Below are 22705 nucleotides of genomic sequence, written 5' to 3' on the forward strand. Positions count from 1 at the left end.
GCGTACCCGCACTCGTGCCCCGACCGCTCCGGTTGCGGTCGGGGCACGAGTCACAGGGGCTGAGCGAGAAGGTTTCTCAGCGTTCCTGAGGTCCGATGGGCCAGCCCAGCGCGCCGAAGGTGGCGTTCAGATTGATCTCGGTCTGCATCAGGATGTCCTGGAGATCGAAGAACAGTGACAGGTGGTTCTCGGTCTGGCAACCCACCGGATCGGGCGCGCCGGGGGCCAGGCGGCCGCGCACCCAGTTGAAGGCGTCGCCCATGCCCAGGGTGGGCAGGGTCAGGTGCTCGCTGAGGTGGTCGCGCTTGTAGAGCACCGAGGTGCCGCCCGCACACCACTTGGGCACCAGCGCGTCATTGTCGAAGACCGGCACGGCCTCGTCGAAGACGCCCTGGTAGAGCATGATCGGCATGGTCGGCGCGTGCTTGCCGAGCACGGTCGCGTCGAACACCTCGCGGACCTCCGGCAGCGCCAGGTACTCCGCGATGGGAATGGTCAGCATCTTCTGATAGTCGACGAACATCATGGTCAGCGCGTTGCGCGGCAGGCACTGGGCGTTGGTGCGGTTCATCATCGCCCGGCCCTCGGGGGTGAGCACGCGTTCGGTCGCCGCGGCGAACTCCGGGTAGGCGTTCATCAGCGACGCGATGCCGATGCCGATGAGGCTGGAGAACATGGAGCCGTTCACGTGCAGCAGTGATTCCACGTCCGAGACCGGCGCGCCGATGGCCGCGCCCTTGATGTTCAGCTCCGGCGCGTAGGTGGGATGCATTTCCGCGGCCCAGCCGCTGGCCATGCCGCCGCCGGAGTACCCCCACAGCGCCACCGGCGTGTTCGCGCCGTCCAGGCCGAGGGGTTCGAAGCGTTCGGCCGCGCGGATGCTGTCGAGCACCATGTAGCCGGGTTCCTTGGCGACGGCCAGATGACCGTTCAGGCCCTCGTAGTCGGGCACGTTGATGGCGTAGCCCTGGCTGATGGAGGCCGCGAGCTCCAGGTATTCCACGTTGGAGTGGATGCCCTCGACTCCCGCCAGGCCGCCGCCCTGCTGCAACAGGAACGAGGGTGCGCAGTGCGGTGCGGCGCTGTCGTAGAAGAACTGGTGTGAGACCAGCGGTCGGCTGCGAGCGGTGTCGGCCCCCACGGGCACCGCCACCGTGGTCGCCGCCACCGTGGGTTGTTCGAACAGGTCGGTGGTGCGATACAGCAACTGCCAGGCACGCACTCGCACCGGGAGCACCGTGAGCACCGCCAACTGCACTTCGCGCGACCGCAGAATGTCGCCCGGCGCGGCGGATTCGAAGCCCTCGGGCGCTTGATAGAACGGATCCACATCCACCGGCTGCGGTGCCGCGGCGGCCGTGCCCGCCGTACCCAGCAGTGCCGCGGTGCTCATGGCCACCGCCGTGCTCATGACCGCCGCCGTCGCGAGCGCGGCCGCGGTGAAGCGCCGCCACCCCCGCCTTCGGCGATCCCCATTGATCCCTGCCACGTCTGTTCCCTTCCTCATCGACGTGACGACGATTACAACACGCTATCCTGTTATCAACAAGAATTCTTTTTCGAAAGGACGCCGCTAAGGTTTGCCTATGACCCGCAGCAAATCCGCCGCGCGACCCGACCCCGCACCGGCGCGGCGTCGAATCCGTGGCCTCGACGCCGAGGAGCGCAGTGCGCAGCGGCGTCGTCAGCTCCTCGCGGCTGCGACCGAACTCTTTGCCCAGCAGAGCTATTCGGGCACCTCGATCGAGCAGATCTGTCAACACGCCTACGTCGGCACCAAAGGCTTCTACGACCACTTCGACAGCAAGGAAGCCTGCTATCGCGCCCTGCTGGAGCACATCACCGTGCAGTTCCAGACCCGGGTGGCGCAGGTGGCCGCGGAGACCGCCGACCTGCCGTGGCAGGAGCGGCTGCGCGCCATCGTCGCGGCCTTCGTGCACGCCATCGCCGACGACGTGCGGCTGGCCAAGGTGACCTTCGGCGAGGCGGGCGGCATCTCACCCGCCGTGGAAAAACAGCGGCGCGGCAACCGCCGCTGGGCCGCGGCCTTCCTCGACACCCAGTGGCCCGAAGCGGAGATGGACGAAAGGCGCAGTCTCGCCGTGAGTTTGGCGGCCATCGGCGGCATGTTCGAATTGGTCGCCGACTGGCTGCACCATCACGACGACGGCGGTGCGCCGGACTCGGTGGACAGCCTCATCGAGGACCTAGTCCACTTCCTGACGGTCATGGAGTTGGGTCGCCGGGCGAGCGCCGCCTCGGGGCGGTAGCCGGATCTGTCCGCCCCCGAACCGGCCCCGAGTGACATCCGGAGCGCGGCGGTGGCCGATCGGGTCAGGAACGCAACTTCTCCAGCGTCGGCGCGGGCCGCTCCGGCTCCGCGCCCTCCTCCTCCAGTCCGATCCGCTTGTGCAGCGCCGCAAGGGGTTTCGGAGCCCACCAGTTGGCGGTGCTCATCATCCGCATGAGCGCCGGGGCCAGCAGGCCGCGGATCACGGTGGCATCGGCCACGATCGCCAGCGCCAGCCCGATGCCGAAGAGCTTCATGGCCGCCACCTGGGAGGTGGCCACGGCCAGCAGTACCACCGCCATCAGACCCGCCGCGGCGGTGAAGATGCGGCCGGTGCGGGCCACGCCCAGCGCCACCGAGCGGGCGTTCGCGGCGGCGCTGCGATCCGAGGCCAGCCACTCCTCGCGAATGCGGGAGAGCAGGAAGACCTCGTAGTCCATGGACATGCCGAATGCCAGGCAGAACATCAGGATCGGCATGAACAGGTCGATGGTGCCGGTCGGGGTGAAGCCGAGCAGGCCGGACAGATGCCCGTCCTGGAAGATCCAGATCATCGCCCCGAAGGTGGCGGTGACCGAGAGCAGGTTCAGCAGCAGTGCCTTCACCGGCAGCACCACGCTGCCGGTGAACAGGAACAGCAGGATCAGGGTGATCACCGCGATCAGCCCGACGGCCAGCGGCAAGCGCTGGATCACCGAATCCATGGTGTCCTCGTCCAGCGCCGCCGCGCCGCCGAACAGCACCTCGCCGGGCGCGGGCACCTCGCGCAGGGTGGCCAACTGCTCCTTGCCCGCCACCGAGGAGGGCGCGAGCCGGGTGCCCACCGACAGGTAGGTGCCCGCCGGTCCGGCCATTTCGGGCAGTCCGGCCGCCATCTTCGTACCGTCGACGTAGACGCCCGCGCTCGACATCACCGCGGGCACGTCCGGCACCTTCGACAGCGCGGCGGCATAGGTGCCGATCTGCTCTCCGGTGCCCTGGAAGTCCGGCAGCACCAGCACGGCGCTCGATGCCATATCGGCGTTGAAGTCCTCGCGCAGCGCGTCGCCGACCTGGCGGCTGGAGGCGAAGTCGCCGATCACCCGATCGTCCGGGCTGCCGAAATGCGCGCCCAGGAACGGTGAGCCGAGCGCCAGCAGTACCGCGCCGGTCACCACGGCGACCGGGACGGACCGCCGCATCACCCACATGACCAGCCGGTACCAGCCGCTGTCCTCGGGCCGCTGCGGCGTGGGATCGGGCCGACCGAGCGCGCGCCGCAGCGGTTTCCGCAGATCCAGGGCGTTGATCCGATCGCCGAGCAGCACCAGTGCGGCCGGGAGCAGCAGCACCGACGCGCCGACCGCCGCGGCCACCACCGCCACCCCGGCGAAGGCGAAGGATTTGAAGAACGGCTGCGGGAACACCGCCAGCGCCGCCAGCGCCAGTGCCACGGTCAGACCCGAGAACACCACCGTGCGGCCCGCCGTCTGCACCGCGCGCAGCACCGCGGCGCGGGTGTCGCGACCCGCCGCGAGTTCCTCGCGGTAACGACTGACGAGGAACAGGCTGTAGTCGATGGCCAGCGCCAGGCCCAGCGCGCTGGTCATATTCAACGCGAAGATCGACACGTCCATGACCGTGGTGAGCGCCCGCAGGATGCCGAGGGTGGCGGCGATCGCGAACAGGCCCACGCCGATCGGCAGCGCCGCGGCTACCAGCGAACCGAACACCAGCACCAGCAGCAGCCCCGAAATAGGGATGGCGATGGCCTCGGCCAGGATCAGATCCTTCTCCACCTGGTGGTTGATATCGGCGAAGGTGCCCGCCATACCGCCCACCCGCACCTGCACGCCGCCGCGGTCACCGCTGAGATCGCCGGTGAGTTCGGCCGCGCGGTTCTGGATCTGGGTGTCGGTGCCGAGCAGGGTGGCCATGATGAGACCGCGCTTGCTGTCCTTGCTGCGCAGCGCTGTCGCCAGATCCGAGCGCTCGGTCACGGTGGTCCAGTACGACCGCACCCCGGTGATGGTCGAATCGGCGCGCAGTTCATCGGTGATGCGCTGCGCCTCGCTCCGCGCCTCCGGACTGTTCACCCCGCCCTCGGCGGTGATCATGACAATGAGGTTCGGATTGCCGCCGGGGAAGTTGTCCTCGATGAAGTCGTTGGCGCGCACCGACTCCAGTTCGGAGGTGAGGTAGCCGCCGCCGACCATATGCGACTTCACGGTCGCGCCGAAGCCACCGCAGATGATCATCAGCAACAACGCGGCCACCAGCACGGTACGCGGCCGCGCCATGGCGAAGCGGGCGAGATTGGTAAGCATCGACGCACTGCCCTCCGGAGTTTCCCAACTTCGGAACGGTAGCCGTCCACATCCCGCCATAGCGATCGGCTGTGACCATGGTCATGGGCATGCCGATCGGCTATCGGATGGCGATCGCGGTGCCGCCGGAGGTCAGGGGCGTGCGGGCCGGATCGAGCCCCGGACCTCGCCGAGCGTGAGCCGGCCGCCGTCCGCCGCCGGGGCCGACGCCGTGATCACCACCTCGTCGCCGTCCTCCAGATACGTCCGCTTCGCGCCGCCCACATCCACGGGTTCGGTGCCGCCCCAGCTCAATTCCAGCAGCGAGCCGCGCTCGTGGCGCTGCGGCCCGGAGATGGTGCCCGAGGCGAACAGGTCGCCGGTGCGCACGGAGGCCCCGTTGACCGTCATATGGGCGAGCATCTGCGCCGGAGACCAGTACATGCGTGAGTACGGGGGAGTGGCGACCAGCTGCCCGTTCCACTCCACCCGCAGTTCGATGTCGAGCCCCCACGGCGCGCTGTCCCGCAGGTAGGGCAGCGGTCGCGGGTCCTGTGCGGGCAGCGGAATCCGCGCCTCCCGCAGGGCATCCAGGGGTGTCACCCAGGCCGCCAGCGATGTCGCGAAGGATTTGCCGAGGAAGGGACCCAGCGGCTGCGCCTCCCACGCCTGGATGTCGCGGGCGGACCAGTCGTTGACCAGCGCCACCCCGAAGACGTGATCGGCGAACGCGCCGGTCTCGACGGCCGTGCCGCGCTCGGAGTCCGCGCCGACCACGAAACCCAGTTCCGCCTCGATGTCGAGTCGCTGCGTCGGACCGAAATCCGGTGCGCCCGAAGCGCCTCGGCGTTGGCCGCAGGGCCGGATCACCTCGGTGCCGGAGACCACTACGGTGCCCGCGCGGCCGTGGTAGCCCACCGGCAGATGTCGCCAATTCGGCAGCAGCGGTTCGGAATCCGGACGGAAGATGCGACCGGCGTTGGTCGCGTGGTCGATGCTGGCGTAGAAGTCGACGTAATCGCCGACCTCCACCGGCAGCAGCAGCCGCACCGCCGAGACGGAATGCACGGCGGCGGCCGGGAATTCACCGTCGGCCGCCGCTTGCAGCCGCTCGCGCACCTCCCGCCAGATGGTCGGCCCCTGCGCCATGAAGGCATTGAGGCTGGGCCGGGCGAACATCGGATCATCCAGGGCCACCGCCAGATCCACCACGCAGTCACCCAATCGCACCCCCACGCGCGGTTCGCCACCGCTGGGTTGGAAGACCCCGTAGGGCAGATGCCGCGGCCCGAATCCGGAATCCGCCGACACCTCGATGCGCACTCGACTGTTCACCGTATCTCCTCCGGGCAGGCGGGACGGACCCGCACCGCGGTGCGGGCGGGGGCGTCCCGCATTTACCGAACTCCCGGCCCGCGGCCGGACCAGGTCCACGCGTACTCGGGATCCTCGCAGGCCAGCGCGCCCTCGCCGAGTCCGAGCGGCCGGAAGGTATCGACCATGACCGCCAACTCGTCGAAGAACTCCGCGCCGATGCTGCGCTCGTAGGCCCCCGGTTGCGGGCCGTGCGCGTAGCCGCCCGGATGCACCGACACCGAACCCTGCGCGATGCCCGAGCCGCGGCGCGCCTCGTAGTTGCCGCCGCAGTAGAACATGATCTCGTCGGAGTCCACATTGGAGTGGTAGTAGGGCACCGGAATCGAGAGCGGGTGGTAGTCGACCTTGCGCGGCACGAAGTTGCACACCACGAAGTTGGAGCCCTCGAACGCCTGATGCGCGGGCGGCGGCTGATGCACGCGACCGGTGATCGGCTCGAAGTCGGCGATATCGAAGGTGAACGGGTACAGGCAGCCGTCCCAGCCCACCACGTCGAACGGGTGCGTCGCGTACATCATGCGGGTGCCGACGATCTCACCGGCCGGGCGATGCTTCACCAGCACCTCGACGTCCGTACCCTCCGCCAGCAGCGGTTCGGCGGGGCCGTGCAGATCCCGCTCGCAGTACGGCGAATGCTCCAGGAACTGGCCGTACTTGGACAGATAGCGCTTGGGTGGGGTGATATGGCCCGACGCCTCGATCACGTAGGCCCGCAAGGGTTCCGGGCCCTCCGGCAGCCAGCGGTGCGTGGTGGCGCGCGGCAGCAGCACCTGGTGGCCCTGGCGCACCGGCAGCACGCCGAAGACGGTCTCCACCCGGCCCGCACCGGATTCGATGTACACCAGCTCGTCGCCGACGGCATTGCGGTACAGCGGCGACGGCCGCGCGGCCACCACGTACGAGATGCGCACATCGGCATTGCCCAGCAGCAGTCGCCGCCCGGTCACCACATCGGTGCCGTCCGGCTTGTCGCCCGGGAACAGTTCGTGCAGCCGCAGATGCCGGTGTTGCAGTGGATGATTCGGAAAGGTCCGCTGATCGGGAACCAGCCAGACCTCCGAGTCCACGATGGCCGGTGGCAGGCCGCGGTGGTAGAGCAGCGACGAGTCGCCGGAGAAGCCCTCCTCACCCATCAGCTCCTCGTAGTAGAGCTTGCCGTGGGCATCGCGGTGCTGGGTGTGCCGTTTGGGCGGCACCGTTCCCACCTGCCGATAAAACGCCATGACCGGACCTTCCGCCAGACCGCCTGTCCGACTCCCCTCGGCGTCCATCGTAGTCACGGGCGCGCGGCCCGCGTGGCAGATTGTCGTGAGCAATTCGCACGATTTGTGCATCTGCTGTGGATTTTCATTGCGCCTGCGACGAGGTTAATCGAGCAACCATGACAGAAAGTGCAGGTGACCGGATCGGCCAGCGAGCTGCCGGGCGTGGTGTTGTCGCTGGTGGTGAGGTGTAGGCGGCGCCCCTCGCGCCGTCGCGCCGCCGTCGCGCACCTGCCGTATGAACGCGGAAGGGCCGCCAGCGTGGTCGGTCGCTGGCGGCCCCGTTCGGCTCGCGGTGTGCTCAGACCCGGGCGCGGATGAACTTGTAGACCACCAGGATGATGACCGCGCCGATGATCGCGCCGATGAAGGAGTGCTCGACGGGCGGCCGGAAGTCGAACTCGTGCGGTGCGAACACCAGGCTGCCGAGCGTGCCGCCGACATACCCGCCCGCGATACCCAGCAGGATGGTGGCGATCCAGCCCATATCCTCCTTGCCCGGAACGAGCAGGCGGGCGATGGCACCCGCGATGAGACCGATGATGATCATGACGATGATGCCCATAGGGGAGCTCCTTGTCACGTGCCGTTGACGCACGTCGAAAATAGCGCTGTCGCACTACAAATACGGAGTGTCCGGATAACTCGGGCGTGTAGGGCGGGCGAACTCTTCGGAATTCCGTTCGGGACGGTTGGCTTCGCCGCACACCGGGTGGGCTGCGCTGCGTCGGCGGCTGCTGCGGTCCGGAATGCAGCGGGACAGGACGAGTATCCCAGGCGTCGAGTGTCCGCCTGTGCGGTGGGATGCGCGCTCGCGGCCTGGTCAGGCGTGGCGGAGCGCTCGGTACACCGCCGCGCCGACGAATTCGCCCAGGGTGTCGGGGGTCCATTCACCCTCGCCCGACAGCAGGGTGCGGACCGCGCCCTCGCCCGCGGAAACCCAAAGTTCCACCAGCGCGGGAAGTTTGCGGTCGGCGTCCGCGGTGTCCCAGGCGCGCAGGGTGGGCCGGAGGCGGCGGGTGCAGCGTTTCACCGCGAGTTGTCGGCCGCGGCCGAAGGAGTCGGCCACCGCCGGATCGGGGTTGCCGTAGAGGAGCCGCCAACTCTCGGGGCGGTTGGCGACCACGTGCAGCAGGGCGCGGAACCCCTCCACGAACACCGCCTCGTCGGCCTCCACCCGACGGCGCGGCAGCACGTCGAGAATGCCGCGCAGCAGATAGTCCTCCTCGCGCCGCATGAGCGCCTCGATGAGTTCCACGCGATCGGCGTAGCAGGCGTAGACGACCGGCCGGGTGACCTGCATGCGATCGGCCACGGCCGCGATGGTCACGGCGGCGATGCCGCTCTCCACCGCGATCTCCAGGGCGGCGTCCAACACTTGCGGGCGGCGGCGCTCGGGCCCGAGATGCTGTGCGCGCTGGCGCGGCCGGACAGCCGGTTCGGTACCCATGGGCACCGACGATAGCAGTGCCCGCGCCGCGACGATCGGCTGGTCACAGGGTTTCACCTGATCGTTTCCTATGTCTACGTAGGATAATGCTACAGTCGCGAATGAAATTGACTGGATCGTCCCGCGCGCCGCCGCCGCGCTCGACTCCGGTGAGATCTTCGCCTTCGGCCTCTCCGAGCAGGCGCACGGCGCGGACATCTACTCCACCGACATGATCCTGGAGCCGAAGGCGCGCGGTGGGTTCACCCCCACCGGCGGCAAGTACTACATCGGCAATGGCAATGCGGCCGCGATGGTTTCGGTGTTCGGCCGCCGCGCCGACAAACCCGTCATCGACTCGGCCGACTTCCAGCGGAAGATGACCGACGAGGAGTACTCCGGCTACCTGTTCTTCGCCGCCGACTCCCGGCACCGGAACTACACCTCGCCACCGCCACCCACCTGAGTGTTCAGACAGATAGCGCGGACGGTGCGTTCGACCGGGGCCTGATCGATTTTCGGGTGCGATCATGGTCGTACATCCCACAGCGCGCTGACCGGTAGGGCGCGGAATTTCGGCCCGAACGGCAGGGTTTCGGTGCCGGTGTAGAGCACGTATCCGGCGAGGAGGTCGTCACCCAGGCGATCGGCGAGATGCCGCAGACCTCGGAAGTCCTCGCTCTTTACCGTGGTGGCTGCCTTCACCTCGATGGCGATCACTTCTCGGCGGTTGTTCTCGAGAACGATGTCGACTTCGACATTGTCGCGGGTGCGGTAATGGAACATCCGGGCGTCGTGCTCGGACCAGGTGAGCTGTCGGGCGATTTCGGCTGCCACGAAACCTTCCAGCAGCGGTCCGAACGGGCCGTTGACCGCCCGCAACGTGCGGGGGTCGGCGCCACACAGATGCGCTGCGATACCGGAATCGACCATGATCACCTTGGCGGTCGCCACGGCCCGTGTGGTCAGGTTTCGTGACCACGCGGGGATTCGCTTGATCAGAAAGACCTCCTCCAGCAGGCGTAGGTAGCGGGCAACGGTGTCCCTGGACATGCTCAGTTCGCTGCCGAGCGTCCCGGGCACCAGCAACTGGCCGGACCGGGCCGCGACAAGGTTGATCAGGGCGAACATCTCCGTGGTGCGTTCGATCTCCGACAGCTGCATCACGTCTCGGTTGATCAGATCGGCGATATACGAGGAGAAGAATCGGGAACGGCGCTTGCCCTCTCGCGCAACCGCTTCCGGGAATCCACCACGCGCGACCCGTTCGACGTAGTCATCGCGACTCTCGATTCCTTCGTGCCGCAGTTGTGGCCCCCGCTCGAAAGCGCAGTCGACGAACCTATCCGGTGCGCCGTCGATCTCACCCTGGGACAGCGGCCAGAGTTCGATCGTCTCCATGCGTCCGGGAAGGGCGTCCGGCACGCTGCGCAGTGCCATGACACGAGCGGACCCGGTCAGCAGGAACCGGCCCGGTCGACCGTCGGCGTCGACCGTCTCTTTGATGGCCAACAACAGCTCCGGTACACGTTGCACCTCGTCGATCACCAGAGGGGACGTGTCGAGGACGAATTGGGTGGGGTCGTACCCGGCTGCCTGCCGCGTCTCGAGATTGTCGAGGCTTCGCCAGGTCGCGCCAATCTCCCGAGCAATTCGGGCAACCAACGTGCTCTTGCCGCATTGGCGTGCTCCGTTGACCAGAACGACACGTGTGTCCGCGAGCGCTTCATGCACCGCCGAGTGAGCGTGCCGGGGGAGGATGCGGCCGATTGGTGACGTGGAAAAAGAGGAGGTCACGCCCCCATTATGGCGCATGCTGTGCGTGTCTTGCCGCATCCGCCATGCGTGTCTTGCCGGGCCATGTGTGCGTGTCTTGCCGGATGGTACGTGCGTGTTCTGCCGCTATCTTGGTGCGTGGGTCGCCACCAGTGCGCTTCTCGCCGATGAGGAACATGAGCTCGCCTCGGCCCGTCGGCGCAGGAATGGCGCGTCGGCGTGCTTGTGCGCGATCTCTCAACGTGCCTCAGCGCAGCGGATGGCAAATTTCCCGCAATCAGACTGTGGGAGGGGTGTGGACTCCGGCTTCGTCAACTCTCGGTGATCCACTCGGAGCGGTTCAAGCAGGTGCTTGGTCAGGTTCGTGTGCTGGCTGGAGCTCATGTCCTTAGCTCATGGAACACGTTCCATAGAGTCGGCTATCTTCGGGCGCGCCCTGGTCCGACCCCTATGCGCCTGGTTGCACAAGAACCTACGGTTGCGTAATGGGACAAACGTACGGCAACCTCCAGTTATTCGATCATCGATGGCTTAGGAGGCCGGGCCCGTGACGCACTACAAGGCGAACCTGCGTGATATCGAGTTCAACTTGTTCGAAGTGCTAGGCATCGGGGCGCTGCTGGACGGCGGCGCCTACGGCGATCTGGACAGCGAGACGGCGCAGGCCATGCTGTCGGAGGCGGAGCGGCTGGCGACGGGTCCGATCGCGGCCTCCTTCGTCGACGCCGATCGCAACCCGGTGGAGTTCCGGCCGGAGACCTACGACATCACCGTCCCCGAATCGCTGAAGAAGACCGTGGCCGCGGTTAACGAGGCGGGCTACTCCGGGCTCGGCATGCCCGAGGAGATGGGCGGCGTCTCCGCGCCCAACGCCCTCATCTGGGGCATCCAGGAAATGCTGGTCGCCGCCAACAACTCCGCGAGCTTCTTCAATATGGGCCCGCTCATGCACCAGGTGATCTTCACCGAGGGAACCGACGAGCAGAAGCGCTGGGCCGCGCACGCCTGGGAGAACCGCTGGGGCGGCACCATGGTGCTCACCGAGCCCGACGCCGGCTCCGATGTCGGCATGGGCCGCACCAAGGCCACCGAACAGCCCGACGGCAGCTGGCACATCTCCGGCGTCAAGCGCTTCATCTCCGGCGGCGATGTGGGCGACACCGCCGACAACATTTTCCACCTGGTGCTGGCCCGCCCCGAGGGTGCGGGACCGGGCACCAAGGGCCTATCCCTGTTCATCGTGCCGAAATTCCTGTTCGACACCGAGACCATGGCGCTCGGCGAGCGCAACGGCGCGTACGTGACCGGCGTCGAGCACAAGATGGGCATCAAGTCCTCGCCCACCTGCGAGATCACCTTCGGCGGCGAGAAGCCCGCCGTCGGCTACCTGGTCGGCGGGGTCCACAACGGCATCGCGCAGATGTTCCGGGTCATCGAGAACGCGCGCATGATGGTGGGCACCAAGGCCACCGGCACGCTGTCCACCGGCTACCTCAACGCCCTCGAATACGCCAAGCAGCGCGTCCAGGGCGCGGACCTCACCCAGATGGCCGACAAGACCGCGCCCCGCGTCACCATCACCCACCACCCGGACGTGCGTCGCTCGCTGGCCGCGCAGAAGGCGTACGCGGAGGGCCTGCGCGCGCTGTACATGTACTGCGCCGCCTACCAGAACGCCGATGTGGCGCAGGCGAACTTCGGCGCCGACGCCGAACTCGCCGAGCGCGTCAACGACCTGCTGCTGCCCATCGTGAAGGGCTGCGGCTCCGACCGCGCCTACGAGATGCTCACCGAATCGCTGCAAACCCTCGGCGGCTCCGGCTTCCTGCAGGACTACCCGATCGAGCAGTACATCCGCGACTCGAAGATCGACTCGCTGTACGAGGGCACCACCGCCATCCAGGCGCAGGACTTCTTCTTCCGCAAGATCGTTCGTGACAAGGGTGTGGCGCTGGCACACGTCGCCGGGCTCATCCAGAAGTTCGTCGATCAGGGCACCGGCCTGGACGCCGAGCGCAAGCTGCTCGGCGCGGCCCTGGCCGACGTGCAGGCCATGGCCGCCGCCCTCACCGGCTACCTGATGGCCGCCCAGCAGAACCCCGAGGAGATCTACAAGGTCGGCCTCGGCTCGGTCCGATTCCTCTACGCCACCGGCGATCTCGTCATCGCCTGGCGGCTGCTGGAGCAGGCGAAGATCGCCCAGGCCACCCTGGACGCCGGAGTCGCCGACAAGGACAAGGCGTTCTACACCGGCAAGATCGGCGTCGCCTCCTGGTTCGCCAAGAACAAGCTCCCGCTGCTGAGCGGCGTCCGCACCGTCATCGAGAACATCGACAACGACATCATGCACCTGGACGAAGCGGCATTCTGAGTGGAGGCGGGGCCGAGCCCCGCATCCCGGAGAAGTCGGCCGGAAGGTGAGCGTCCCACGGAACCGCCCTCGCTCGCCGGGGCGGCGGCGGTACCGACGAGTTGGCTTCGCGGTTCGAGTGAGGCAACTCAGGCCCCGCCGAACCCGGCCCACGCGTCGTCCTCGCCCGGCGGATCACCCCGCTCACCGTGGTCAGCGGTAGACCGCCGCATTCATGAGACGGCAGCGGCCCGGCGATGCTCAATGTGTCGCCGGGCCTTGCCGTTGGGAGACCTTCGGCCCCGGCGAGTGAACCGGCTCCACCCTCGCCGGGGAAGCGCGGCCAGCCCGCGGGCGGCGTTATCCGCGGCGCGCCGGGCGGACACGCCCGAATTGCGCGCGACCTGCCGTGTCGGCGCCGGCGTACCGGGTACAACTACCGCATGGTTTTCCCGGTGACCTTCGGCTGGATTCAGATCCTGCTCATCGTGCTCGGCGTCGCGGCACTGGCGCTGTTGGTGACCGCTGTCCTCAAGGCCCGCAAGGTCGGGTGGCGGGTACTCGCGGGGCGCGGCTCGGCCGCCATCTCGCTCGTCCTGATCGCGGTGGTCATCCTCTGGGTGACAACGCTTTTGCAGACCTTCCTCGGACTCACCGGGGAGGTGAAGGCGGCGCATATCGTCGCCACGCCGGTGGCGGGGGAGGAGCACATGATGAATGTGGAACTCACCCTGTTCGGCGACGAAGGGCATGAGGACCAGCGACTGAACTATCAGGTGGAGGGCGACCTCTGGGTGTTGCAGGCCAATATCGTCGAACTCGAGCCGTGGGTCAACGCACTCGGCTTCAACTCCGGCTACAAGGTCACCCGGCTCTACGGCCAGCGACTCGACGGCATCGCCACCAAGCAGAACCACATCTTCCTCAATGGCGGCGACGGCGACTTCTTCGACGATATGAAGTCACAGAGCTGGTACACCGACCCGTTCGTCCGCTCGGCCTACGGCAACGCCGTCATCGCCACCCCGGGCACCTACAACGTCTTCATCTCCCGCGACGCCATCAAAACCCGCCCCGTCGAATGACTTCCGGCGGGACAGGGGGCGTATCGGTGTGATCCGCGCCGACGAAGGACGGATCAGTCTCCCAGATCGGCGACGACGGGCGCGTGATCACTCGCGCCCTTACCCTTGCGCTCCTCGCGGTCCACGTTCGCGTCGGTCACCCGGGCCGCCAGCGCGGGGGAGCCGAGGATGAAGTCGATGCGCATGCCCTCCTTGCGCGGGAAGCGCAGCTGGGTGTAGTCCCAGTAGGTGTAGACGCCCGGCCCCGGGTGGAACGGCCGCATCACATCGGTGAACCCGGCGCTGTCGAAGGCGCGGAAAGCGTCCCGCTCCGGCGGCGACACATGGGTTTTGCCCTCGAAGAACTCCGGCGACCACACATCGTCGTCGGTGGGCGCGATATTCCAGTCACCCACCAGCGCGATCTGCGCTCCCGGATCGGCGGTGAGCCAGTCGGTGCCCGCATCCCGCAGCGCCGCCAGCCATTCCAGCTTGTACGTGTAGTGCGGATCGGTCAGCGTGCGGCCGTTGGGCACGTACAGGCTCCACACCCGCACCCCGCCGCAGGTCGCACCGAGCGCCCGCGCCTCCACCACGGGCGTGCTCAGCAGCGCCTCGTCGGCGTTCTTGTCGAATCCGGGCTGGCGCGGGAAACCGATCTCGACATCGTCGAGTCCCACCCGGGAGGCGATGGCCACGCCGTTCCACTGGCTGTGCCCGACATGCGCGACCTCGTACCCGGCCGCCTCGAACCGCTCGAACGGGAACTGCTCGTCCTTGCATTTGGTCTCCTGCATGGCCAGCACGTCCACATCGGCGCGATCCAGCCACGACAGCACCCGATCCACACGGGAGCGAATCGAATTCACGTTCCAGGTCGCGAGCCGCACGAAAAACCTTTCGATCGAATATCGGCACGGTCGGGCGTCGCCCGCCGGTGACGGATCAGGGTGCCGCGTACCGGTACCGGTGGTGGTCGACGAAACCCAGCTGCCCGTACATGGCAAGGGCCGCCGCGTTCTCGACCGCCACCTGCGCGTAGGCGTGCGTCGCACCGCGAGCCTGCCCCCAGCGGATCAGTTCCGCGCACACCAGTGTGCCCAGTCCGTGCCGCCGATGCTCGGCGGCCACTCCCACGCAGCTCAAACCGATCCAGCGGCGGCCGTCGGGGGCGGTGGTGATCGCGCCGCGGCCGATCGCCAGCGGCGTCGGCAAACCCAGTGCGGCGAAACCGAGTTCGCCTTCCCGGATCGCGGTGAGCACCTCCACGTCTGGTGCGGTCTCGGCGTCGCCGCGGTGGGCCTCCAGCCAGGCGTCGCCGGGCATGGGATCGATCCGCACCATCGAAGGCCCCTGTGGCAACACCATATTCGCGATGTCGACGGCCAGGACCGCGGTCTCGTTCCAGATGCGCCACTCCGGCGGCACCGGGACGAGGCGATCCGGCAGCGACAGCCGCAGCGGCAGCCCGCGGGCGGCGTACCACTCGCCGATGCGGTGCAGCGTCTCCGCCGACGCCACCGCGGGCTGTCCCGAACTTCCCAGCGGCACGGCCGAATTCGCGCGATTGGTGTAGTCCGCACCGGCCCGTACCAGCCAGCCGTCGATCCAGGTGCGCTGCAAACCGGGCCAGCCGTCGGCGGCGGCCCCCTCCAGCGCGCGGATCTCCTTGGTGCGAATCGGCCGCGCGCCCAACGCCTTCCATGCCACCACGCGGTCGGGAGCGATCTGCGTCACCTCGCCGTCGGCGGTGCGCACGGTCACCGGGTCGACCGCGAGGAGTTCACCGATCACATCGGTCAGCGGCTGCGGATAGCCCTCGGGCAGGCGGTAGCGCACCACCACCCGGCGACCGACCGCGGGTGTGCCGGGATCAGTCGTCATGCCCGAACGGGTCCGGCACCGTACCCGGAACCCAGGTCAAACCCGGTGTGCCCCAACCGTTGCGCTTGATGGCCTTTTTGGCCGCGCGGGCATTGCGGCCGATCAGCACGTCCACGTACAGGAAGCCGTCCAGATGTCCGGTTTCGTGCTGGAGCATGCGGGCGAAGAAGCCCTTGCCCTCGATGTCCACTGGTTCGCCGTGCTCGTCGGTGCCGGTGACGCGCGCCCACTCGGCGCGGCCGGTGGGGAATTGCTCGCCCGGCACGGACAGGCAGCCCTCCTCGTCGTCGTCCGGGTCCGGCATGGTCTCCGGCAGTGCGGAGGTCTCCAGCACCGGGTTGATCACGCAGCCGCGGCGGCGCTTGACGGTGCCGTCCGGGAACTCGTCCGGGCAGTCGTAGACGAACAGCCGTTTGGCCACCCCTACCTGATTGGCGGCCAAACCCACGCCATTGGCGGCGTCCATGGTCTCGTACATGTCCGCGATCAGCGTCGCCAATTCCTCCGGGGACTCGGTCACCGGGTTCGTCGGGTTGTGCAGAACCGGGTCACCGACGATCACGATCGGGAGGATAGCCATGGTCGAGAGCCTACTGGGTGCGTTCCGGCACCAGCGCGCTGACCTGCGCGCGGCGCTTCTGAAGCGTTGACTGTTCAACCCCAACACGCCGGGCCTCCGTGTCGCGAACACGCCGAGCGGTACGCACCGACAAGTCTGCGTCGCGTGGTTGAATGATCGGCGAGGAGACAAGCACCATTTTCGTCTGGTGACAACTCGGCGAGGGAGCATCATGGACGGCGCAGCGGCACGGAACATCTCCGCAAGCGAGGACAGCCCTTCCGCGAGCGATGAGATCGCGGTGAACGCCGCGCAGCCCGACGAGGATGGGGCCCATGGCCTTTCCCGCCGGGAGCTCGAGATTCTCGGGTTCGAGCGGCAGTGGTGGAAATACGCCGGTGTCAAGGAAGAGGCCATTCGCGAGCTGTTCGGTCTCTCGCCCACCCGGTACTACCAGGTGTTGAACGCCGTGGTGGACAAGCCCGAAGCCCTGGCGGCCGACCCCATGCTGGTCAAGCGCCTGCGGCGACTGCGGGCCAGTCGGCAGAAGCAGCGGGCGGCGCGCCGTCTCGGCTTCCAGATCTGACGCGACCGGTATGCGCGCGATATCCGCGACCCAGGGATTTTCGGGTGTTTCGGCACTCAATCGCGGTGTGATACGGCGTCCCAGCGGCGCGTGGGATTAGGCTCGGGGCCGTGAGTAACCCGAATTCGCCGTCCGGCGGCCCGCCGCTGCGGGCGCTGGCCATGGTGCTGATCGCGCTGGCCATCGTATTCGCGGGCCTCGGCGCGATGTCGTTGTCGAGTTCGGATTCGGAGGGCACGGACACCGCGTCCGGCCCGGAGACCACGACGACCGCGAGTGTTGTGGCGACACAGGCGAATACGCCGCCGCCCGCCGCCACCACCACGACCGCGGACGCGCCGACGACCACCACCCCCGCGCCGACGACCACGACCACGACGACGACCACTGCCGCCGTCGACAGGTCGGTCCCGGTGCGGGTGTACAACAACAGCGATATCCAGGGCCTGGCCGCGAGCACCGCGAGCCAGCTCCGCGAAAGCGGCTGGAGCATTGCCGAAACCGGCAACTACGCCAGCGGTGTGATCCCGAAAACCACGGTGTACTACGGCAGTTCGGCGAGCGAGCGGGCGGCCGCCATGGCCATCGCGGCCGAGCTCGGCGCGACCGCCGAACCGCGTTTCCCCGGTATCGCGGACTCCCCGGCGGGAGTCATCGTCATCGTGACCCGCAACTGAACGACCGCCCGGCCCCTGCACGGGACAACACCATGTCTCTGGCATCATCTTGTCCGGTACGAAACCTGTCCGCAGTGCTGTACCCGTAAACTCGGTACACGATAAGGAGTTCCCCGATGGCCCCGTCCACAACTCGTCGCCCGTCTTGGCGGACTGTGACCCCGGTGCTGGCCGTCGCGGCCTTCGGCCTGGTGGCCTGCACCAACAGCCAGGAGTCGAGCGACGTCCAGGGGACCACGCCGCCGGTGTTCACCAGCTCCCCCGCCCCGGCGGGCGGCACCGACACCGGGCACGGAACCGCCACCCCGCCCACCGAATCGGTCAGCGCGCAGCTGAAGGATGTCAACGGCAACACCGTCGGCACCGCCACCTTCGGTAAGACGGGCAACCACCTCGAACTCACCGTCGAAGCGCACGGCCTCGAGCCCGGCTTCCACGGCATGCACATCCACCAGTTCGGCAAGTGCGAACCCAACTCCACCGCGCCCACCGGCGGCCCCGCCGGCGCCTTCCTCTCGGCCGGCGGCCACCTCCAGGTCGGCGACCAGAACGCCCGTCCCATGAGCGGTGACCTGACCTCGCTCGAGGTGCTCGAGGACGGCAGCGCCACACTCGTCACCACCACCGACAAGGTCACGCTGGACGACATCAAGGGCAAGGCCCTGATGATCCACGCCGGAGCCGACAACTTCGGCAACATCCCCAGCCGCTACAACCACCCGGGCGGCAGCGGACCGGACGCCGAGACGCTGGCGACCGGCGACGCGGGCGGCCGGGTCGCCTGCGGCGTCATCGGATAACTACAGGAGAGCCATGGGCGGGGCAGATATCGCGAAGGTTCCCTTCAACTCATCGCCCCGGCCCACGCTCGGCGTGGAGTGGGAGGTCGCGCTCGTCGACAAGCACACGCGCGACCTCTCCAGCAAAGCCGCGGCGGTCTTCGACGCCTGCGGGGATATGCGCGCCTGGGACGGCACCCCGCAGATCACCAAGGAACTGCTGCGCAATACGGTCGAGATCGTCAGCGGCAAGCACGACACCGTCGGCGAGGTGCTGGACGAACTGTCCGACACCATGACCGCCGTGCGCCGGGCCGCCGACCCGCTCGGGGTCGACCTGTTCTGCGCGGGCACCCATCCCTTCGCGCAGTGGTCCAGCCAGCAGCTCACCCGCACCCCCCACTACGACGAGCTCATCGAGCGCACCCAGTGGTGGGGCCGCCAGATGCTCATCTGGGGTGTGCACGTGCACGTGGGCGTCTCGCACCCGGACAAGGTCTTCCCGATCCTCAACACGCTGCTGCTGTCGTATCCGCACCTGCTGGCGCTCTCCGCGTCCTCGCCCATGTGGGCCGGGGTCGACACCGGCTACGCCAGCAACCGGGCGCTCATGTTCCAGCAGCTGCCCACCGCCGGACTGCCCTTCCAATTCGAGAACTGGCGGCAGTTCGAGGGGTTCGTACACGACCAGATGAAGACCGGCGTGTTCGAACAGCTCGGCGGGATGCACTGGGATATCCGGCCCGCCCCGAAATGGGGGACCATCGAGGTGCGGGTCTGCGACGGCACCCCGACCCGCACCGAACTGGCGGCGCTGGTGTCGCTCATCCACTGCCTCATCGTCGACCTGGACCGTCGCGTCGAATCCGGGGAAACCCTGCCCACCATTCCGCCGTGGCATGTGCAGGAGAACAAATGGCGCGCCGCCCGCTACGGGCTCGACGCCATCATCATCACCGATGCCGACAGTAATGAGCGCCTCGTCACCGACGATCTGGACGAGCTGCTGAACCGGCTCGAACCGACCGCCAAGAGCCTCGGCTGCGAGAACGAGCTCGCCATGGTCGCGGAGATTCCGAAGCGGGGCGCCTCCTATCAGCGGCAGCGTCGGGTGGCCGCGGCCGCGCAGGGTGACCTGGTCGCGGTGGTGGACTCGCTGGTCAAGGAACTCGATCAGTAGACGTGCCGCATGACACCCGGTAGCTCGACCGGCTGAGCGACCGGTTGCTCGCCCGGCGTTCAACTGCCTCGCGGGCCGCGTTCATACGATGTTTACTATGGTCGTCGTGCTACTCGACGACCCGCGCCCCGACTCGACGTATCCGGGGCGCGGGGGTCGGGGCCGGACCTCCGTCCGCCGCATCGCATTCGGCGCGGCTATCGCCGCCGTCCCCGCCCTGCTGATCGTCTTGCAGGTCGCGGCCGGCCACGGTGGGTTCGAAGGCCCGCTCGCGAGTCTGTGGCGCGACTACGCCGGGACACCCAAATCCATCTCCGTGCCGTGGGCGGGACTGGCCCTGGCGCTGGTGGGGCTGAACTGGAAATGGCGCGGCATCGCGCTCGGATCGGCCATCGCGATCGACACCGTCTTCGCCGCCGCGCGCCTGCTGGGCGACGGGCCGTTCGCCCTCGGCAACGGTCCCACCATCGTGCTCACCGCCATGGGCGTCGCCGCGGCCCTGGGCTGGCGACGGGCGCGGGCGGACGGCACCGACAGCACGCCGTACACGACCGCCCTGCGCGCGACCGCGCTGGGCGCACTGTTGGTCCTGGCCACCAAGGTCGGCGACGTCTGGCTGCACATCACCGTGCTGGCCGGGCCGGATGTGCTCGACCCCTACCTGGTGCTGGCCGACCACGCCCTCGGCGACCCGTCCTGGGTGCTGGGCCGGGTGGTGGAGGCGCTCGGACCGGTCGGCTACGCGGTGCTGCACTGGGTGTACATCGAACTGCCGGTGGCCGCCATGGCGGTCGCGGCCTGGCAGCTGCGCGGCGTGGTCACCGAGCGGGTGTGGCCCCGGCACTACCTGGTGCGCACCTTCCTGGTGCTGGGCCTGGTGGGTCCGGTCGTCTACGTGTTCTTCCCGGTGGTCGGGCCGATGTTCGCCTACGGACCCGACGGCCACGGACTACAGCTGGGCAACTACTGGCCGCAGCTGGTGCCGCCCATCGACCCGACCCCCGCGACGCTGCCGTTCGACGAGGTGACGCCCCGCAACTGCATGCCCTCCATGCACACGGCCTGGGCACTGGCGGTCTTCCTGCATTCGCGCCGGGACGCCGACGGCGCGCCCGCGCCGCGCTGGTTGCGCTGGGGCGGCACCTTCTGGCTGGTCGCCACGCTCACCGCGACGCTCGGCTTCGGCTACCACTACGGGGTCGATCTAGTCGCCGGTGCGGTGCTGTGCCTGACCGTCGAATCCGCGCTGCGGGCGCCCGAGCGGGGCTGGGGCCGATTCCGTATCCGGCTCGTCGGCGGCGGCGCGGTACTGCTGATCGGACTGCTGCTGAGCTACCGGTACCTGGCGGTCGCCATGGCCGAGTACCCGGTGGCGGCGGGCGCGGTGCTGCTCGGCCTGTTCGCGGCCTACGTCACCACCTACTACCGCACCTGGTTCGGCGGTTCCTCCGGGCCGTCCGAATCATCCTCACCCGCATCGGAATCCGCGACCGCGCGCTCGTAGACCGGACGGCTGCCGCGCAGCAGCAGCCAACCGAGCAGACAGCCCACCGTGATGATGAAGGCCGTCCACGCCGGGGCGGAGGTGTCCTGGGTGGTCACGGTGCACAGCACCGGATCGTCCGGACTCTCCCGCAGCGCGTAATGCCCGCGTGAGACGTAGTCACGCAGACCGAGCACCGCCGAGGGCACATAGAGCATGACCGTGCCCAGCACCCGGTTGGGCACGTAGCGCGGCGCGGCCGAGGCCAGGCCGAATCCGCTGGTCCACGCCAGCACGATGGTGCCGGTCATGATCAGCAGCGAGCTCTCGGTATCAGCGGTGATCGCCGTGAACACCGCCAGCGCCAACAGGATCACCAGGCAGGCCATGGGCGCGGCGCGGCGCGAACCCGCGTACAGGCCCAGCGCCGTCACGATCACCAGTAGCGGAATCGACCAGGCGGGCACCGAGGCCGCGATGGTGGCGCTGCCCACCGCGCTGATCGCCACCGCCACCAGCACCAGGGCGCCGTCGCGGCCCGGCAGCAGCATGGTGGCGATGATCGCGCCGCCCACCACCGCCACCACCGCGACGCCGATATCGGCGACGCTGCCGCCGTGGCGGGCCAGCCATTCGGCGCTGAACAGGAACACCAGCACCAGCACCACGCCCGCCAGGATCGGGGTCATCGGCAATTCGATCGACGGCCGTTCCGCCGGTCGGCGTTTGCGATTGGCCAGGGTGCTCACGGTCACCAGTGCCACCGCCACCGCGATCATCCAGGTGGGCGGCATATCCATCGACTGCCAATTCGCCGACGGTACGGATTCGTTCAATGAACCGGCCACATTCGGGAGCGGATTCACCGAGCCGAGCAGAATGCTGGCGAGTGCGCCGAGCGTCCACCCGTAAGCCGGCAGCCGATGATGCAGCACCGCCGCACCGAGTGCCCCCAACGCCACCCCGCCCGCCAGGGAATCGATGAAATTCATGGTGGACAGCGAGGCCGTCCCGGAGTTGCTCTGCCCGACGGTGTGATTGGCCAGCAGCACCACCAGCCCCGCCAGCGCGGTGGCCCACGCGGTGACGATGCTGCTCAGGGTGGTGATGAGCACCGCGGTGATCAGGGCCGCCAGCGCGCCCGCCGCGATAGCCCGGGGCAAGCTGTAGACGAGCAGATCCAGTTCCAGTGCCGAGGTCTGTGAGGTCCAGGCGAAGTCGATAGGCATAGCCAGCGACAGTCCGGCAACCATTGCCGCCACCAGCGCAGTGATAGTTTCGGCCGCTATCTGATACGCCTTCACCAGGCTGAAATTACCTTTGTGCGGGCTACGCGCCACTCCGACTCGCCCTGACGAAATTGTTGGCTGGGTGAATTCCATCAATGTGGCTCGGTGGTTGTATAGCGTTCAACCGCGCTATCCACGCGGGTTCGCCCGAAGTTTTCCGGGGTGATGCACGCGCGGCGAATTCCGCACCGCCACACGTCGCCGGTTCGCCATCCCCGCCCCGGGCGCGAGTCGCCGGGGCGGTCGCGACCGGGTGCCCACAGCTCCGCCGATGCCGCCGCACCAGCCCTTGGCAGCCACCACGTCGGCGTCGTCGACCCGCACCCGAGCGAATTCGTGCGAGCGGAGCGCGACACGCCGCCCGATCAGGTCCGCCAGCGTGCGGCACGCCGACTGGTGGGGCTTTGCGCTGGTCGGGCTTGGTGTTCGCCAGGA

General features: G+C 68.2%; 19 protein-coding genes and 1 pseudogene. 9 read left to right on the forward strand and 11 right to left on the reverse strand.

Going from position 1 to position 22705, the window contains the following annotated elements:
* Nucleotides 1-76: 76 nt before the first annotated feature.
* Nucleotides 77-1489: a lipase family protein gene (locus QJS31_RS33650; protein WP_306358627.1), complete on the reverse strand. Its 1413-nt coding sequence runs from the start codon at nucleotides 1487-1489 to the stop codon at nucleotides 77-79.
* A gap of 97 nt (nucleotides 1490-1586) precedes the next feature.
* On the opposite strand from QJS31_RS33650, the gene QJS31_RS33655 reads away from it, so the two are divergent.
* The gene (locus QJS31_RS33655) at nucleotides 1587-2270 is read left to right on the forward strand and encodes a TetR/AcrR family transcriptional regulator (protein WP_282785279.1); all 684 of its coding nucleotides are present in this window, start codon (nucleotides 1587-1589) and stop codon (nucleotides 2268-2270) included.
* Nucleotides 2271-2334: 64 nt separating this feature from the next.
* On the opposite strand, the gene QJS31_RS33660 is transcribed toward QJS31_RS33655, so the two are convergent.
* The 5 genes from QJS31_RS33660 to QJS31_RS33680 all read right to left on the reverse strand — a co-directional run bounded on the left by QJS31_RS33660 (nucleotide 2335) and on the right by QJS31_RS33680 (nucleotide 8664).
* Nucleotides 2335-4596, reverse strand: coding sequence for an MMPL family transporter (locus QJS31_RS33660; RefSeq protein ID WP_282785278.1), 2262 nt, complete (start codon nucleotides 4594-4596; stop codon nucleotides 2335-2337).
* Between the two features lie 132 nt (nucleotides 4597-4728).
* On the reverse strand, nucleotides 4729-5910 hold the full coding sequence (gene fahA / locus QJS31_RS33665) for a fumarylacetoacetase (protein ID WP_306358628.1): 1182 nt from the start codon (nucleotides 5908-5910) through the stop codon (nucleotides 4729-4731).
* 62 nt (nucleotides 5911-5972) lie between these two features.
* Nucleotides 5973-7175 (reverse strand): homogentisate 1,2-dioxygenase, encoded by a 1203-nt coding sequence (locus QJS31_RS33670; RefSeq protein WP_282785276.1) that lies wholly within the window; start codon nucleotides 7173-7175, stop codon nucleotides 5973-5975.
* A gap of 340 nt (nucleotides 7176-7515) precedes the next feature.
* A complete protein-coding gene (locus QJS31_RS33675) occupies nucleotides 7516-7779 on the reverse strand; it encodes a GlsB/YeaQ/YmgE family stress response membrane protein (RefSeq protein ID WP_029932971.1) in 264 nt (87 codons plus the stop codon).
* Between the two features lie 258 nt (nucleotides 7780-8037).
* Nucleotides 8038-8664, reverse strand: a complete 627-nt coding sequence (locus QJS31_RS33680; RefSeq protein WP_306358629.1) for a TetR/AcrR family transcriptional regulator — start codon at nucleotides 8662-8664, stop codon at nucleotides 8038-8040.
* 124 nt (nucleotides 8665-8788) lie between these two features.
* Here QJS31_RS33680 and QJS31_RS33685 point away from each other — a divergent pair.
* A pseudogene (locus QJS31_RS33685) lies at nucleotides 8789-9085 on the forward strand (acyl-CoA dehydrogenase); the annotation flags it as partial.
* An 86-nt stretch (nucleotides 9086-9171) separates the two neighbouring features.
* Here QJS31_RS33685 and QJS31_RS33690 read toward each other — a convergent pair.
* Nucleotides 9172-10479, reverse strand: a complete 1308-nt coding sequence (locus tag QJS31_RS33690) for an ATP-binding protein (protein ID WP_306358630.1) — start codon at nucleotides 10477-10479, stop codon at nucleotides 9172-9174.
* Between the two features lie 487 nt (nucleotides 10480-10966).
* On the opposite strand from QJS31_RS33690, the gene QJS31_RS33695 reads away from it, so the two are divergent.
* Complete coding sequence (locus QJS31_RS33695) at nucleotides 10967-12790, forward strand: acyl-CoA dehydrogenase (RefSeq protein WP_306358631.1); 1824 nt, start codon at nucleotides 10967-10969, stop codon at nucleotides 12788-12790.
* A gap of 422 nt (nucleotides 12791-13212) precedes the next feature.
* The gene (locus QJS31_RS33700; protein WP_306358632.1) at nucleotides 13213-13854 is read left to right on the forward strand and encodes a hypothetical protein; all 642 of its coding nucleotides are present in this window, start codon (nucleotides 13213-13215) and stop codon (nucleotides 13852-13854) included.
* Between the two features lie 53 nt (nucleotides 13855-13907).
* Here QJS31_RS33700 and QJS31_RS33705 read toward each other — a convergent pair whose 3' ends face one another.
* From QJS31_RS33705 to QJS31_RS33715, 3 genes are read right to left on the reverse strand one after another with little or no spacing between them, the layout of a single operon-like run.
* Complete coding sequence (locus QJS31_RS33705) at nucleotides 13908-14723, reverse strand: exodeoxyribonuclease III (protein WP_306358633.1); 816 nt, start codon at nucleotides 14721-14723, stop codon at nucleotides 13908-13910.
* A 55-nt stretch (nucleotides 14724-14778) separates the two neighbouring features.
* Nucleotides 14779-15717 (reverse strand): GNAT family N-acetyltransferase, encoded by a 939-nt coding sequence (locus QJS31_RS33710; protein WP_306358634.1) that lies wholly within the window; start codon nucleotides 15715-15717, stop codon nucleotides 14779-14781.
* Entirely contained in the window at nucleotides 15707-16297 is a 591-nt protein-coding gene (locus QJS31_RS33715) for a peptide deformylase (RefSeq protein WP_039817805.1), read from the reverse strand. The genes QJS31_RS33710 and QJS31_RS33715 overlap by 11 nt, the downstream gene beginning before the upstream one ends.
* A 211-nt stretch (nucleotides 16298-16508) precedes the next feature.
* Between QJS31_RS33715 and QJS31_RS33720 the strand changes: the two genes are divergently transcribed.
* From QJS31_RS33720 to QJS31_RS33740, 5 genes are all read left to right on the forward strand, one after another.
* Nucleotides 16509-16862 carry a DUF3263 domain-containing protein gene (locus QJS31_RS33720; protein WP_029932962.1) on the forward strand — a complete coding sequence of 118 codons (354 nt, stop codon included), beginning with the start codon at nucleotides 16509-16511 and terminating at the stop codon, nucleotides 16860-16862.
* Nucleotides 16863-16972: 110 nt separating this feature from the next.
* The gene (locus tag QJS31_RS33725; protein ID WP_372341751.1) at nucleotides 16973-17539 is read left to right on the forward strand and encodes a LytR C-terminal domain-containing protein; all 567 of its coding nucleotides are present in this window, start codon (nucleotides 16973-16975) and stop codon (nucleotides 17537-17539) included.
* A gap of 116 nt (nucleotides 17540-17655) precedes the next feature.
* The gene (locus QJS31_RS33730) at nucleotides 17656-18339 is read left to right on the forward strand and encodes a superoxide dismutase family protein (RefSeq protein WP_306358635.1); all 684 of its coding nucleotides are present in this window, start codon (nucleotides 17656-17658) and stop codon (nucleotides 18337-18339) included.
* Between the two features lie 13 nt (nucleotides 18340-18352).
* The gene (locus tag QJS31_RS33735) at nucleotides 18353-19498 is read left to right on the forward strand and encodes a glutamate--cysteine ligase (protein WP_306358636.1); all 1146 of its coding nucleotides are present in this window, start codon (nucleotides 18353-18355) and stop codon (nucleotides 19496-19498) included.
* A gap of 97 nt (nucleotides 19499-19595) precedes the next feature.
* Entirely contained in the window at nucleotides 19596-21002 is a 1407-nt protein-coding gene (locus QJS31_RS33740; RefSeq protein WP_306358637.1) for a DUF5933 domain-containing protein, read from the forward strand.
* Here the strand turns inward: QJS31_RS33740 and QJS31_RS33745 are convergent.
* Entirely contained in the window at nucleotides 20921-22243 is a 1323-nt protein-coding gene (locus QJS31_RS33745; RefSeq protein WP_306358638.1) for a hypothetical protein, read from the reverse strand. The genes QJS31_RS33740 and QJS31_RS33745 overlap by 82 nt on opposite strands.
* Between the last annotated feature and the right edge of the window lie 462 nt (nucleotides 22244-22705).

It is taken from the genome of Nocardia sp. CC213A (assembly GCF_030766805.1).
Lineage (GTDB): Bacteria > Actinomycetota > Actinomycetes > Mycobacteriales > Mycobacteriaceae > Nocardia > Nocardia otitidiscaviarum.